This window comes from Nocardia sp. 852002-20019_SCH5090214 (assembly GCF_001665865.1).
Classification (GTDB): domain Bacteria; phylum Actinomycetota; class Actinomycetes; order Mycobacteriales; family Mycobacteriaceae; genus Nocardia; species Nocardia nova.
The window spans coordinates 18227-32290 of sequence record NZ_LZMK01000318.1 but is presented as its reverse complement, the minus strand read 5'-3'; the positions used below and the strand labels follow the sequence as shown (position 1 = coordinate 32290).

Below are 14064 nucleotides of genomic sequence, written 5' to 3'. Positions count from 1 at the left end.
TCCGTTCCGACGGAGGGCGCCGTCGGTGCTACCGCTTCAGCCACGGCAGGCGCGGACCCGGTCAGAGACCGGCGGCCGCGCGCAGTTTGTCGGCGCGGTCTGTGCGCTCCCACGGCAGGTCGATGTCGGTGCGGCCGAAGTGGCCGTAGGCGGCGGTCGGCGCGTAGATCGGCCGCAGCAGATCCAGATCACGGATGATCGCACCCGGGCGCAGGTCGAAGACCTCGCTGATCGCCTTCGAGATCTGCGCCGGGCCGACCTGCTCGGTGCCGAAGGTCTCGACGAACAGGCCCACCGGGGCGGCCTTGCCGATCGCATAGGCCACCTGGACCTCGACCCGGTCGGACAGGCCGGCGGCGACGACGTTCTTGGCCACCCAGCGCATGGCGTAGGCCGCCGAGCGGTCCACCTTCGACGGATCCTTACCGGAGAAGGCGCCACCACCGTGACGGGCCATACCGCCGTAGGTGTCGACGATGATCTTGCGCCCGGTCAGGCCGGCATCGCCCATCGGTCCGCCGAGGACGAACTTGCCGGTGGGGTTGACCAGCAGCCGGATATCGGAGGTGTCGAGCGGGTTGGGCAGTTCCAGATCGGCCAGGACCGCGTCGACGACCTTCTCGCGGATATCGGGCGCGAGCAGGTTGTCCAGGTCGATATCCGCCGCGTGCTGGGTCGAGAGCACGACCGTGTCCAGCCGGACCGGACGGTCGCCCTCGTATTCGATGGTGACCTGGGTCTTGCCGTCCGGGCGCAGATAGGGCAGCACGCCGGACTTGCGGACCTCGGTCAGCCGCCGCGAGAGCCGGTGCGCCAGCGCGATCGGCAGCGGCATCAGCTCGGGGGTCTCCTTGGTGGCGTACCCGAACATCAGGCCCTGGTCACCGGCGCCCTGGCGTTCGATCTCGTCGTCGGAGCCGCCGACACGCGCCTCGTGCGAGTGGTCGACACCCTGGGCGATATCGGGCGACTGCGCGCCGATGGCGACGTTCACGCCGCAGGAGGCGCCGTCGAAGCCCTTCGCCGACGAGTCGTAACCGATCTCGAGCACCTTCTCGCGCACGATGGTCGGAATATCGGCATAGGCCTCGGTGGTGACCTCACCGGCGACGTGCACCTGACCGGTGGTCACCAGGGTCTCGACCGCCACCCGGCTGTGCGGGTCCTCGGTGAGCAGCGCGTCGAGGATGGAATCGCTGATCGCGTCACAGATCTTGTCCGGGTGACCCTCTGTGACGGACTCACTCGTGAATAGCCGGCTACCGGACGTGCGCACAGTTGTTCCCTCTCCCTCAACGGGTTTCTCATGTCGGGATGCGACAGTAGCGGCATCGCGTCACCGCACAACCCTTTACCTCAGACTATTCCAAACTTGCCACGGCCGGGCGGAGCACCGGCGTTCGGGCCTCCGCGGCGGCCGCCACGACTGTGCGGACCGCGTCGCCACCACGGCGGCGCGGCCGAATCATTTGGGGCTCAACGCAACAGTGGGCCCAGCGCATCGAGCACCCGGCTGGCGAGCAGCGCCTTGGAACCGTGATCGAGCGACTGTTCGGTGCCGTCGGCGCCGAGCAGCCAGCCGTCGTTGTTGTCGACTTCGAACGCCTTACCCTCGCCGACGGCATTGACCACCAACAGGTCACAACCCTTACGAGCCAGTTTCGCCCGCGCGTGGGTCAGGACGTCGCCGTGTTCGTCGCCGGTCTCGGCGGCGAAACCGACGATCGCCAGGCCGCCGAGCTGCCCGTCGCGGCGCGCCTGCACCAGTCCGGCCAGGATGTCGCGATTCTTGGTCAGTTCGATCGAATTCGGCTCGTGCGCACCCTTTTTGATTTTCGCGGCGGCCACGTTGACCGGCCGGAAATCGGCGACCGCGGCGGCCATGATGACCGCGTCGGCGCCCACGGAGTGCTTGTCGACGGCCGTGCCCATCTGCTCGGCGGTCGTCACGTGCACGACCTCGACCGCGGCGGGCGGCTCCAGGCCGATGGTGTTGCCGGCGATCAGGGTGACCTGGGCGCCGCGCTGAGCGGCCACGCGGGCCATCGCATAGCCCTGTTTGCCGGAACTACGGTTGCCGAGGAACCGGACCGGATCCAGCGGTTCGCGCGTGCCACCGGCGGAGACGACGACGCGGCGGCCCTCCAGATCGCGCGGCAGCGCGTCGGAGCGCTCGAGCAGCAGCGAGGCCAGCGCGAAGATCTCCTCCGGCTCGGGCAGCCGGCCCGGACCGGTGTCGGCGCCGGTGAGGCGCCCGGAGGCCGGTTCCATCACGGTCGATCCGTGGGCGCGCAGCGTGGCGACATTCGCGATCGTGGCTGGATGCTCCCACATCTCGGTATGCATCGCGGGAGCGAACAGCACCGGACATCGGGCGGTGAGCAGTGTGGCGGTGAGCAGATCGTCGGCGCGGCCGGAGGCGGCGCGCGCCATCAGATCGGCGGTGGCCGGGGCGATGACCACCAGATCGGCCTCCTGGCCGATGCGCACATGCGGCACCTCGGGCACGTCGGCGAACACCCCGGTCTGCACCGGATTGCCCGACAGTGCCTCGAAGGTGGCCTTACCGACGAACTGCAGCGCGGACTCGGTGGGAATGACTCGGACGTGGTGCCCGGTCTCGGTGAACTTGCGCACCAGCGAGCACGCCTTGTAGGCGGCGATCCCGCCGCCCACGCCGACAACGATTCGCATCTGAATCAAGCCTCTTCGGTCCGGTGGAGAGACAGCGGGTTACGACCGCAGGGTCACTCGCCCTCGGTGTGTTCGAGCAGGTCGGAGTGGATCTCGCGCATGGCGACCGAGAGCGGCTTCTCCTGCAGGCCCGGCTCGACCAGCGGACCCACGTACTCGAGGATGCCGTCGCCGAGCTGGTTGTAGTAGTCGTTGATCTGACGCGCCCGCTTGGCCGCGTAGATGACCAGCGCGTACTTGGACGACGTGCGCTCGAGCAACTCGTCGATCGGCGGGTTGGTGAGGCCGACCGGGGTGTCGTAGGCGGGCACGGTCTTGGTGTCGCTCACTAGGGAGGCTCCTGCGGGTCGATGGGGAGTTGCTGTTCGAGAGGAGTTCGCGGATCGCCCGCGGTCATCTCGAATTTGTGCTAACGAACAACGATACCAACTGCTCACAGGCAGTGGTCACGTCGTCGTTCACGATCACGATGTCGAACTCGTCACAGGCGGCGAGTTCGGTCTTCGCGGTGGCGAGCCGGCGCTCGATCACCTCGGGTGATTCGGTGCCGCGGCCGGTCAGCCGGGCCACGAGTTCCTCCCAGCTGGGCGGGGCCAGAAAGACCAGCAGCGCCTCGGGCATCGCCGCTCGGACCGAGCGGGCGCCGGCGAGGTCCACCTCCACCAGGACCGGTTTCCCGGCGGCCAGTGCCGCCTTCACCGGTGCGGCCGGGGTTCCCGACCGTTGCAGGCCGCCGTGAATGTCGGCCCATTCGAGTAGTTCGCCTTCTTCGATCATGGCGTCGAAGTCGGCGCGGGTCACGAACCGGTAGTCGCGGCCGTCGACCTCCCCGGGCCGGGGGGCCCGGGTGGTGGCCGACACACTGAACACCAGTTCCGGCAGCCGTTCCCGGACGCAACGGACCACGGTGGACTTGCCGACGGCCGAGGGGCCGACCAGTACTACCAGCCGACCCTTCTGAGTGTGTTCGACCACCCTCGGATCAGGCTTCGAAGTCGAACTTCGCCAGCAGCGCCTTGCGCTGCCGGTCGCCCAGGCCCCGCAGGCGGCGGGTCGGCGCGATCTCCAGCTCGCTCATGATCTCGGCCGCCTTGACCTTGCCGACCTTGGGCAGGGCCTCCAGCAGCGCGGATACCTTCATCTTGCCGAGGACCTCGTCGGTCTCGGCGTCCTTCAGGACCGTCTTCAGGTCAGTGCCGCCACGCTTCAAGCGCTCCTTGAGCTCTGCCCGAGCGCGGCGAGCGGCAGCCGCCTTCTCCAAAGCAGCGGCGCGCTGCTCGTCAGTCAGCTGGGGAAGGGCCACGGTTCCTCCGTCTCATCGTTCATTGCTAGATCTACCTCCGGTAACCCGGTGGTCTCAGCGACCGTACCCACGCGGCGCGCCGATTGCGAACCCACCCCCCAGGTCAGCGCCCGATTCGGGCATTCGAGCCCGTTACCGGGCAGGTCGCGCGGCTGATTGCGCCACGTCGTGGCACCGGTCCGGAGATTTTCTTCACCATGCCGGTGACCTGGGCATATCCCGATTCCGACGGCTTCCCCGCCGGATTCGAGTCCGGCCGGATGCGACCGTAACCGACCCGTAATCGCGCGACCTGGAACTTTCTGAAAATTCTCCGCGTGTCGCGAATTTTTCCCCAGCGTGTCGCGGCGTGGCGCGGCGTGGCGAGCACTCTCGGCACCGGTCGGCGATGTGCGCGGCGGGGCCGTAAGACACCCCGGAAGGGCCGCTGAGCCGGAAAAACACGCGCGTGTAACTTCCACCCGGGAACGAGCACGGATGCGCGCGAACGGGCCGCAAACGCAAACAGACCGGTCGCCTTCCGAGAGGCAGCCGGCTCCCGCGCGACGCGCGTGGTGGACATGAGCGAATCCCGCCCGGGTGCGACGGCTCGCGAACCCGGGCGGAATGAATCAGGCCTGCAGGAAGGCGAATTCGTCGGCGAGCTTGTGCATCTTGGTGCGCATCGCCGCCACTGAAGGCCCGGTGTCGAGCAGTTCCCGGGATACGTTGGGTACCACCGCCGCGAACCGGTCGGACGGGATCAGCGCACGGATCGATTCCGCTCCCCCGCCCTGCGCGCCGACGCCGGGCATCAGGACGGGACCGTTGAGTTTGCTCACGTCGACGGGTTCGGTGAGGGTCGCGCCGACCACGACGCCGACCGATCCGAATTCCGCCCCGGCGTTGCAGCCGGCGGCCTCGTCGATCATGATCTGCGCGACACTGCGACCGTCGGCAGCGGTGATGCGTTGCACCTGGGCCGCCTCCGGATTCGAGGTGGCTGCCAGCACGAAGACGCCGCGACCGGCCGAGCGCGCGGCATCGAGGGCGGGAGACAGCGCACCGAAGCCGAGGTACGGCGATACCGTCACCGCATCACTGGCCAGCGGACCGTCGCCCAGCCAGGCCCGCGCGTAGGCGGCCATCGTGGAGCCGATATCGCCGCGCTTGGCGTCGGCCAGCACCAGCGTGCCGGCCGCACGCAGCGCGGCGATGGTGTCCTCGAGCACCACGATGCCGCCGGAGCCGTACTCCTCGAAGAACGCCACCTGGGGTTTCACCAGCGCCACCCGGCCCGCGAACACCTCGACGCAGATGTCGGAGAACCGTTTCAGGCCTTCGACGTCCTCGCTGAGCCCCCAGGCACGCAGCAACTGCGGGTGGGGGTCGATGCCGGCGCACAACGGGCCCAGCCGGCCCATCGCGTCGGCCAGCCGCAGGCCGAACGGCGTCACCGGCTCGCCCCGGCGCCCGCCAGTTCGTCCCCGGTATGGGCGGGCGGTGTCTGCGCACCGGCGGACCCGGATTCGGCGTATGCCTCCTCACCGGCGTAAGCGAGCAGTTCGTCGGCCTGGGCGAGCACCTCGTCCGCCCGGGCGAGCACCGCATCGGTCAGCGCGTCCGCCTCGGCCTCGGCCTCGGCGTCGGGCGCCGGCTTGCGGCCGATCGGCGGGATCGCCCGGAAACCGACCGTGCTGTAGCCGCCGACGTTGCGCATCCGGCGGATGTCACCGCCTCCGGGTGGCGCGGCCTCCGCCGCACCGAATCCCCGAATCCGCCGAGTCGTCGCCCGTCCGGCCCCCGGGGGCCGGACTCCCGCGCCGAAACCGATGGCTCCCACCGTTATCTCTCCTCTTAGCCGCGCAATACGGCGTGCAGCTCCTGCAGCGAGCGCACCCCGATACCGCCGTTGATGGTTGCTTCGATGCCCTGTACGGCTGCAGCCGCACCCTGAACCGTCGTGATGCACGGAATGTTGGCGCCCACCGCGGCGGTACGAATCTCGTAGCCGTCCACGCGGGGCCCGGAGTTACCGTAAGGCGTGTTGAACACGATGTCGATCTCGCCGTCCTTGATCTGATCGACGATCGAGGGTTCGATCGGATCGCCGTTGGCCGACGCGGGCACCGGATCGGATTGCTTGCGCACCCGCTCGCACGGAATCCCGTTGCGCCGCAACATCTCCGCGGTGCCGTCGGTGGCGAGGATCCGGAAGCCCAGATCGTGCAGCCGCTTGACCGGGAACACCATGGCCCGCTTGTCGCGGTTGGCGATCGAGACGAACACCGTGCCCGCGACCGGCAGCGAACCGTAGGCCGCGGACTGGCTCTTGGCGAAGGCGGTACCGAAATCGGCGTCGATACCCATCACCTCGCCGGTGGACTTCATCTCCGGCGACAGCAGCGAATCGATACCGGTGCCGTCCGGACGGCGGAACCGGTGGAAGGGCAGCACCGCTTCCTTCACCGCGACCGGCGCGTCCATCGGCGCGTGACCGCCGTCGCCCTCGGCGGGCAGGATGCCCTCCTTGCGCAATTCGGCGATGCTCGTCCCCAGCATCACCCGCGCGGCGGCCTTGGCCAGCTGCACGCCGGTCGCCTTGGAGACGAACGGCACGGTCCGGCTGGCGCGCGGATTGGCCTCGAGCACGTACAGCACGTCGTCCTTGAGCGCGTACTGCACATTCAGCAGGCCCTTGACGCCGATGCCCTTGGCCAGTGCGGTGGTCGAGCGGCGCACCGCCTCGATATCGCTGCGGCCCAGGGTGATCGGCGGCAGCGCGCACGCCGAGTCGCCGGAGTGGATACCGGCCTCCTCGATGTGCTCCATCACGCCGCCGAGGTAGACCTCCTCGCCGTCGCACAACGCGTCGACATCGATCTCGATGGCGTCTTCCAGGAAGCGGTCGACCAGCACCGGATGTTCGGGGCTGAGTTCGGTGGCGCGGGAGATGTAGCCCTCGAGCGAGCCCTCGTCGTAGACGATCTCCATACCGCGCCCGCCCAGCACGTAGGACGGGCGGACCAGCACCGGATAGCCGATTCCGGCCGCGATCTCCTTGGCCTGCTCGAACGTGGTGGCCGTGCCGTACTTCGGCGCGGGCAGTCCGGCCGAGACCAGCACGTGCCCGAATTCGCCGCGGTCCTCGGCCAGGTCGATCGCCGCCGCGGAGGTGCCGACCACGGGCACTCCGGCATCGGTGAGCCGCTGCGCCAGACCGAGCGGGGTCTGGCCGCCGAGCTGCACGATCACTCCGGCCACCCGGCCCGATTCCGATTCGGCGTGGTACACCTCGAGCACGTCCTCGAAGGTCAGCGGCTCGAAGTACAGGCGGTCGGCGGTGTCGTAGTCGGTGGACACGGTCTCGGGGTTGCAGTTGACCATGACGGTCTCGTACCCGGCCTGCGACAGCGTCTGCGCGGCGTGCACGCAGGAGTAGTCGAATTCGATGCCCTGGCCGATGCGGTTGGGCCCGGAGCCGAGGATGATCACCTTCTCGCGCTCAGGCTGAGGCGCGACCTCCGACTCGGCGGCCGGATCGAGTTCGTAGCTCGAGTAGTGGTACGGCGTCTTGGCCTCGAATTCGGCCGCACAGGTGTCGACCGTCTTGTACACCGGCCGGATGCCGAGGCGGTGACGCAGCTCGCGCACCCCGTTCTCGCCGGCCAGTTCCGGTCGCAGCGCGGAGATCTGGCGATCCGACAGGCCGTTGTGCTTGGCGTAGCGCAGCAGCGGCTCGTCCAGTACCGGCGCCTGCGCGATCTCGGCGCGCAACTCGACGAGTCCGGCGATCTCGGCGACGAACCACGGGTCGATGCCCGAGGCCTGTGCGACGTCTTCGACGCTCGCGCCCAGGCGCAGCGCCCGCTCCACCTGGTAGAGCCGGCCCTCGGTCGGCACGCGCAGGTCGTCGAGGATCTCGGCGACGTCGGTCCAGCGGCCGTCGGGCTGGGTCCAGAACCCGGCCGCCTTGGTCTCCAGCGAGCGCAGCACCTTGCCGAGCGCCTCGGAGAAGTTGCGGCCCAGGCTCATCGCCTCACCGACCGACTTCATGGTGGTGGTGAGGGTCGGGTCGGCGCCCGGGAACTTCTCGAACGCGAACCGCGGCGCCTTCACGACCACGTAGTCGAGCGTGGGCTCGAAACAGGCCGGGGTTTCCTTGGTGATGTCGTTGACGATCTCGTCGAGCGTGTAGCCGATGGCCAGCTTCGCCGCGATCTTGGCGATCGGGAAACCGGTTGCCTTGGAGGCCAGTGCGGAGGAGCGCGAGACACGCGGATTCATCTCGATGACGATCAGGCGTCCGTCGCGCGGATCCACCGCGAACTGGATGTTGCAGCCGCCGGTGTCGACGCCGACCTCGCGCAGAATCGCGATACCCAGATCGCGCATCTTCTGATATTCGCGGTCGGTGAGGGTCATGGCCGGGGCGACGGTCACCGAATCGCCGGTGTGCACGCCCATCGGGTCCACGTTCTCGATCGAGCAGACGATGACCACGTTGTCGCGGCCGTCGCGCATCAGCTCGAGTTCGTATTCCTTCCACCCGAGGATCGATTCCTCGATGAGGACGTTGGCGGTGGGCGAGGCGGCCAGGCCGCCGCCGGCGATGCGGTCGAGATCCTCGTCGTTGTAGGCCATGCCCGAGCCCAGGCCACCCATGGTGAACGACGGCCGCACGACCACCGGGAAGCCCAGTTCGGCAACGGTTTCGCGCACCTCGTCCATGGTGTAGCAGACCTTGGAGCGGGCCGACTCGCCGCCGACCTTGGCGACGATGTCCTTGAACTTCTGCCGGTCCTCACCGCGCTGGATGGCCTCGAAGTCGGCGCCGATCAATTCGACGTTGTACTTCTCCAGCACACCGTTCTCGTGCAGCGCCACCGCGGTGTTGAGCGCGGTCTGGCCGCCCAGGGTCGCGAGGATGGCGTCGGGGCGCTCCTTGGCGATGACCTTCTCGACGAATTCCGGGGTGATCGGCTCGACGTAGGTGGAGTCGGCGAATTCCGGGTCGGTCATGATCGTGGCCGGGTTGGAGTTCACCAGCGACACCCGCAGGCCCTCGGACCGCAGCACCCGGCACGCCTGGGTGCCGGAGTAGTCGAACTCGCAGGCCTGGCCGATGACGATCGGCCCGGAGCCGATGACCAGGATGTGGTGCAGGTCGTTACGACGTGGCATCAGGCTTCCTCCATCAAACCCGCGAAGCGGTCGAACAGGTAGGCGGCATCGTGCGGCCCCGCGGCGGCCTCCGGGTGGTACTGCACCGAGAACGCGCGACCGTCCACCAGGCGCACCCCCTCGACGGTGCCGTCGTTGGCGCAGGTGTGGCTGACCTCGGCGGTGCCGAACGGGGTCTCGAAGCGCTGTCCGGCCTCCCCCTCGAGCGCGAAGCCATGGTTCTGCGCGGTGATCGAGACCGCGCCGGTGGTGTGATCGATGACCGGGACGTTGATGCCGCGGTGGCCGAACTTCATCTTGTACGTGCCCAGGCCCAGCGCGCGGCCCAGGATCTGGTTGCCGAAGCAGATTCCGAACAGCGGAAGTCCTTCGCCCAGAACGGATTTGGTCAGCTCGACCGCGTCGTCCTGGGTGGCCGGGTCACCGGGGCCGTTGGACAGGAAGACGCCGTCCGGCTTCAGCTCCCTGATCTGGTCCAGCGTGACGCCGGAGGGCACCACGTGCACCCGGATGCCGCGCTCGGCGAACATGCGCGGGGTGTTGGTCTTGATACCCAGGTCGACCGCGACCACGGTGAACCGATGCTCACCGGCGGGCTCGATGGTGTACACGCCGTCGGTGGAGACCTCGCCGGCCAGATCGGCGCCGAGCATCGAGGCCTGACCGGTGACCCGGCTCAGCAATTCCTCGGGCGAGGCCGCAGCGGCGTCACCGCTGAAGATGCCCGCCTTCATCGAACCGCGGGTGCGCAGATGACGCACCAGTGCGCGGGTGTCGATGCCGGCGATGCCGACGATGTGCTGGCGCTCCAGTTCGTCCTGCAGGGTGGTGGTGGCGCGCCAGTTCGAGGCCCGCTTGGCGGGGTCGCGCACCGCGTATCCGGCCACCCAGATCCGATTCGACTCGTCGTCCTCGTCGTTCCAGCCGGTGTTGCCGATCTGCGGGGCGGTGGCCACCACGATCTGGCGGTGGTAGCTGGGGTCGGTCAGGGTCTCCTGATAGCCGGTCATCGCGGTGCAGAACACCGCTTCGCCCAGCGTCTCACCCTCGGCGCCGAACCGCCGGCCCCGGAATACCCGTCCGTCCTCGAGCACCATCACCGCGGCGCGGTCGCTCATTCGCTCACCTCGTTCACGAAAAATCCAGCCTTCACGTTTATTCGTCTCCCGTCGCCGCGCCGGTCTGTCCCGTCGCGGATATGGCCGTCCAGGCCGGATACACCGTCTTGTCGTCGCCGCGGAACCCGGTATCGACTTCGGTTCCCGTCGGCAGTTTCCAGCGAATAACCAGCACACCATTGTCGGTCATCACCTTGCCCGCGTGGCCGCGTTCGGTGCGGACCGCGGTGATGGACTCCTGCGGAATCCAGATCACCTCCGCGCCGTCGCGTTCCAGCAGGATCCCGCGTTCGAAGCGGGTCAGCTCCGCTGTGGCCCGGAAACCCAGATCTCCGACCACGATGCGGTTCTGCCAGCTCGGAGCCAGCGTGGTCCCCGTGTACAACCCGGTCGTCGGCTCGAGCACCTGCGCGCCCAGATCCGCCGGCACTGTGGGCAGCTCCCCGACCGAGGAGGCCTGTTTCCTGGCCCGCACGAGCCAGGAGCGATACATCAACCACAGGAACAGGACGAACAGGGCCGCCAGCCCGATCACCCACAGTGTTCGCTCCATTATTGCCCCACTCTCCCCGCCAGGGCGGTCGTCACCACGCCGTCGCGGGCGGTGATCCGTCCGCGCAGCATCGTGGCGGCGACCTTGGCGGGCAGGGTCATCGCCTCGTACGGCGTGTTGTCGGAAATGCTCGCCAGCTCCCGCGCCCGCACGGTCCACGACGCGTCCGGGTCGATCAGGGTCAGGTTGGCCGGCTCGCCGACCGCGATCGGGCGGCCCTGATCGTCGAGTCCGGCGATGCGGGCCGGATTCTCGCTCATCACCTTCGCCACGCCACGCCAGTCGAGCAGGCCCGGAGCCACCAGGGTCTCGACGATGATCGACAGCGCGGTCTCCAGTCCCAGCATGCCGGGACGGGCGGCGGCGAACTCGCAGCACTTCTCCTGTTCGGCGTGCGGGGCGTGGTCGGTGGCCACACAGTCGATCACTCCGTCGGCCAGGGCCTTGCGCAGCGCCTGGGCGTCGGATGCCTCGCGCAGCGGCGGATTGACCTTGTTCACCGCGTCGTAGGTCTCGAGCCGCGAATCGTCGAGCAGCAGATGATGCGGAGTGACCTCGGCGGTGATCGAAATCCCTTGCGCCTTGGCCCATTTCACCAGCTCGACGGTGCCGGCGGTGGACGCGTGGCAGATGTGCACCCGGGCTCCGGCGTCGCGGGCCAGCAGCGCGTCGCGAGCGACGATCGACTCCTCGGCCGCGCGCGGCCAGCCGGCCAGGCCCAGACGGGCGGCGTTCGGCCCCTCGTGCGCGACGGCGCCCTGGGTGAGCCGCGGCTCCTCGGCGTGCTGAGCGATCAGGACGTCGAGCGATTTCGCGTACTCGAGGGCGCGGCGCATGATCAGCGGGTCGTAGACGCAGTGCCCGTCGTCGGAGAAGATCCGCACCCGGCCCTCGCCGGCGGCCATGGTGCCCATCTCGGCCAGTTGCTTGCCGGCCAAGCCGACGGTCACCGCGCCGACCGGATGCACATCGACCAGCCCCACCTGCTGCCCGCGCCGCCACACATGATCGGTGACGACCGAGGTGTCGGCCACGGGATTGGTGTTGGCCATCGCGAACACCGCGGTGTAGCCACCCAATGCCGCTGCGGCCGAACCGCTTTCGATGGTCTCGGTGTCCTCGCGGCCGGGCTCGCGCAGGTGGGTGTGCAGATCGACGAAACCGGGGAGCAGGATCCGGCCGTCTGCCTCCAGCACCTCGGCATCGGCGGCGACCTCGACGCCGTCGACGGTGTCGCCGGATCGCGCGCCGAGGGCGACGATCACGCCGTCGCGCACCAGCACGTCGACCGGCTCACCCTCGCCGTAGGGCCGCACGCCCCGGATAACCAGATCGCTCACGCGCCCTCACCTTCCACGAAGAAGCTCATGCTCACCCTCATGCGGTGTCGATGCGCATGAACGGGGACCTGGGGGGTTACGCAGGCTGCCGCCTCTGGCCGTGTTCCGCTCATGCGACGGCCTCCCCCGCGCCGACGAGCAGGCGGAACAGCACCGCCATGCGCATGTGCACACCGTTGGTGACCTGTTGCAGCACTGCGGCTTTCGGGGAATCGGCCACCGCCGACGCGATTTCCATACCGCGCAGCATCGGGCCCGGATGCAGGACGACCGCGTCGTCGTCGAGCAGCGCCATGCGCCGCTCGTTCAGTCCATAGGCGATGGAGTATTCGCGGGCCGACGGGAAGAAGCCGCCGTTCATCCGCTCGGCCTGCACGCGCAGCATCATCACCGCGTCCGCGCCGGGCAGCGCGGCGTCGAGCGAATGCGAGACCTGCACCGGCCACTGCTCGACCCCGACCGGCAGCAGGGTGCGCGGCGCGACCAGCACCACTTCGGCGCCGAGGGTGTCGAGCAGGAAGGCATTGGACCGCGCGACGCGGCTGTGCAGGATGTCGCCGACGATCACGATGCGCTTGCCCGTCAGCTCACCCAGTCGCTGCCGCAGCGTCAGCGCGTCCAGCAGGGCCTGGGTGGGATGTTCGTGCGTGCCGTCGCCGGCATTGACGATCGCGGGCCCGGTTCCGGTGTATCCACCCGAGCCGGCGTCCAGTTCGCCGAACCAGCGCGCGATCTGATGGGCCGCCCCGGAGGCCGGATGCCGCACGATCAGCGCGTCGGCGCCCGCGGCGTGCAGGGTCAGCGCGGTATCGCGCAGCGATTCGCCCTTCGACACCGAGGAGCTCGAGGCGCTCACGTTGATGACATCGGCGCTCATCCATTTGCCGGCGACCTCGAACGAGACCCGGGTCCGGGTGGAGTTCTCGAAGAACACCGTCATCACGGTGCGGCCGCGCAGCGTGGGCAGTTTGCGGACTTCGCGGCCGAGCAGCGCCTGTTCGAAGCGCTGGGCGTCGTCGAGCAGTTCGGTGGCGGCGGTGCGGTCGAGATCGGTGACCGAGAGCAGATGCCTCACCGCTCATCCCCCTGATGCAGATAGACGCCGTCGTGACCGTCGTGTTCGCTGAGCAGTACGGAGACGTCCTCACTGCGCGAGGTCGGCACGTTCTTGCCGACGTAGTCGGCGCGGATGGGCAGTTCGCGATGGCCGCGATCGACCAGTACCGCCAGTTGCACCGCGCGCGGCCGGCCCAGATCGCGCAGCCCGTCCAGCGCCGAGCGCACGCTGCGACCGGAGAACAGCACGTCGTCGACGAGTACGACGAGCGCGTCGTCGATGCCACCCTCGGGGACCGAGGTCCGTTCCAGCGGGCGATGCGGGCGGTTGCGCAGATCGTCGCGATACAGCGTGATGTCGAGCGAACCGAGCGCGGGACGCACGCCGGAGAATTCCTCGATGCGATCGGTCAGCCGCGCGGCGAGGGTGGTGCCGCGGGTGGGAATGCCGATCAGCACCACCCGGGGCGCCTCGGGATCCGACGAATCCAGCGCGGTCTTCTCGATGATCTGATGCGCCATGCGCGCGATGGTCCGGCCGACATCGGAGGCGGACAACAGTTCACGCCCGGCGCGGACCCACTCGGGGTCGTGCCGCTGCGAATATTCGGCAGCGCTCGACCTGGCGGCCCGTTCTTCGGGCGCGACGCGGCCGCCGCGCTCTTCGGGCACGGCCATGCCGACCTCCTTCCCCGCCTCACCGGACGGTCCGTTAAAGGATGTCTTTTCGATGCCTGAGCGTAGCAGCGCCGCCGCGGCCTCCCGACGGCGGGGGTCCGGCTGTGAGCCCCGCCACCTGCGGCTATGCCGACACATCACGCGAACGGCACAACCGTT

At 68.8% G+C, this 14064-nt stretch carries 13 protein-coding genes; all 13 read right to left on the bottom strand.

All coding sequences use genetic code 11. From position 1 onward, the window contains the following. Positions 1-61: 61 nt before the first annotated feature. The gene (gene metK, locus A5780_RS25265; RefSeq protein ID WP_063013377.1) at positions 62-1276 is read right to left on the bottom strand and encodes a methionine adenosyltransferase; all 1215 of its coding nucleotides are present in this window, start codon (positions 1274-1276) and stop codon (positions 62-64) included. 200 nt (positions 1277-1476) lie between these two features. Next, positions 1477-2694, bottom strand: a complete 1218-nt coding sequence (gene coaBC, locus A5780_RS25260; RefSeq protein WP_030513996.1) for a bifunctional phosphopantothenoylcysteine decarboxylase/phosphopantothenate--cysteine ligase CoaBC — start codon at positions 2692-2694, stop codon at positions 1477-1479. Positions 2695-2747: 53 nt separating this feature from the next. Further along, complete coding sequence (gene rpoZ, locus A5780_RS25255; RefSeq protein ID WP_025350704.1) at positions 2748-3023, bottom strand: DNA-directed RNA polymerase subunit omega; 276 nt, start codon at positions 3021-3023, stop codon at positions 2748-2750. A 64-nt stretch (positions 3024-3087) separates the two neighbouring features. Next, positions 3088-3669, bottom strand: a complete 582-nt coding sequence (gmk, locus tag A5780_RS25250) for a guanylate kinase (protein WP_063013381.1) — start codon at positions 3667-3669, stop codon at positions 3088-3090. Positions 3670-3676: 7 nt separating this feature from the next. Continuing rightward, complete coding sequence (gene mihF / locus A5780_RS25245; protein ID WP_030513994.1) at positions 3677-3997, bottom strand: integration host factor, actinobacterial type; 321 nt, start codon at positions 3995-3997, stop codon at positions 3677-3679. 611 nt (positions 3998-4608) lie between these two features. Continuing rightward, on the bottom strand, positions 4609-5433 hold the full coding sequence (pyrF, locus tag A5780_RS25240) for an orotidine-5'-phosphate decarboxylase (protein ID WP_030513993.1): 825 nt from the start codon (positions 5431-5433) through the stop codon (positions 4609-4611). After that, positions 5430-5819, bottom strand: a complete 390-nt coding sequence (locus A5780_RS25235) for a hypothetical protein (RefSeq protein ID WP_063013383.1) — start codon at positions 5817-5819, stop codon at positions 5430-5432. Before A5780_RS25235 ends, pyrF begins: the two co-directional genes overlap by 4 nt. A 14-nt stretch (positions 5820-5833) precedes the next feature. After that, on the bottom strand, positions 5834-9160 hold the full coding sequence (gene carB, locus A5780_RS25230; RefSeq protein ID WP_063013385.1) for a carbamoyl-phosphate synthase large subunit: 3327 nt from the start codon (positions 9158-9160) through the stop codon (positions 5834-5836). Next, the gene (carA, locus tag A5780_RS25225; RefSeq protein WP_064909764.1) at positions 9160-10278 is read right to left on the bottom strand and encodes a glutamine-hydrolyzing carbamoyl-phosphate synthase small subunit; all 1119 of its coding nucleotides are present in this window, start codon (positions 10276-10278) and stop codon (positions 9160-9162) included. The genes carB and carA overlap by 1 nt, the downstream gene beginning before the upstream one ends. 37 nt (positions 10279-10315) lie before the next feature. After that, complete coding sequence (locus A5780_RS25220) at positions 10316-10831, bottom strand: hypothetical protein (protein ID WP_063013389.1); 516 nt, start codon at positions 10829-10831, stop codon at positions 10316-10318. Continuing rightward, entirely contained in the window at positions 10831-12171 is a 1341-nt protein-coding gene (locus tag A5780_RS25215) for a dihydroorotase (RefSeq protein WP_064909763.1), read from the bottom strand. Before A5780_RS25215 ends, A5780_RS25220 begins: the two co-directional genes overlap by 1 nt. Positions 12172-12280: 109 nt before the next feature. Then, a complete protein-coding gene (locus A5780_RS25210; RefSeq protein WP_064909762.1) occupies positions 12281-13246 on the bottom strand; it encodes an aspartate carbamoyltransferase catalytic subunit in 966 nt (321 codons plus the stop codon). After that, entirely contained in the window at positions 13243-13905 is a 663-nt protein-coding gene (gene pyrR, locus A5780_RS25205) for a bifunctional pyr operon transcriptional regulator/uracil phosphoribosyltransferase PyrR (protein WP_082856957.1), read from the bottom strand. Before pyrR ends, A5780_RS25210 begins: the two co-directional genes overlap by 4 nt. Positions 13906-14064: the final 159 nt, after the last annotated feature.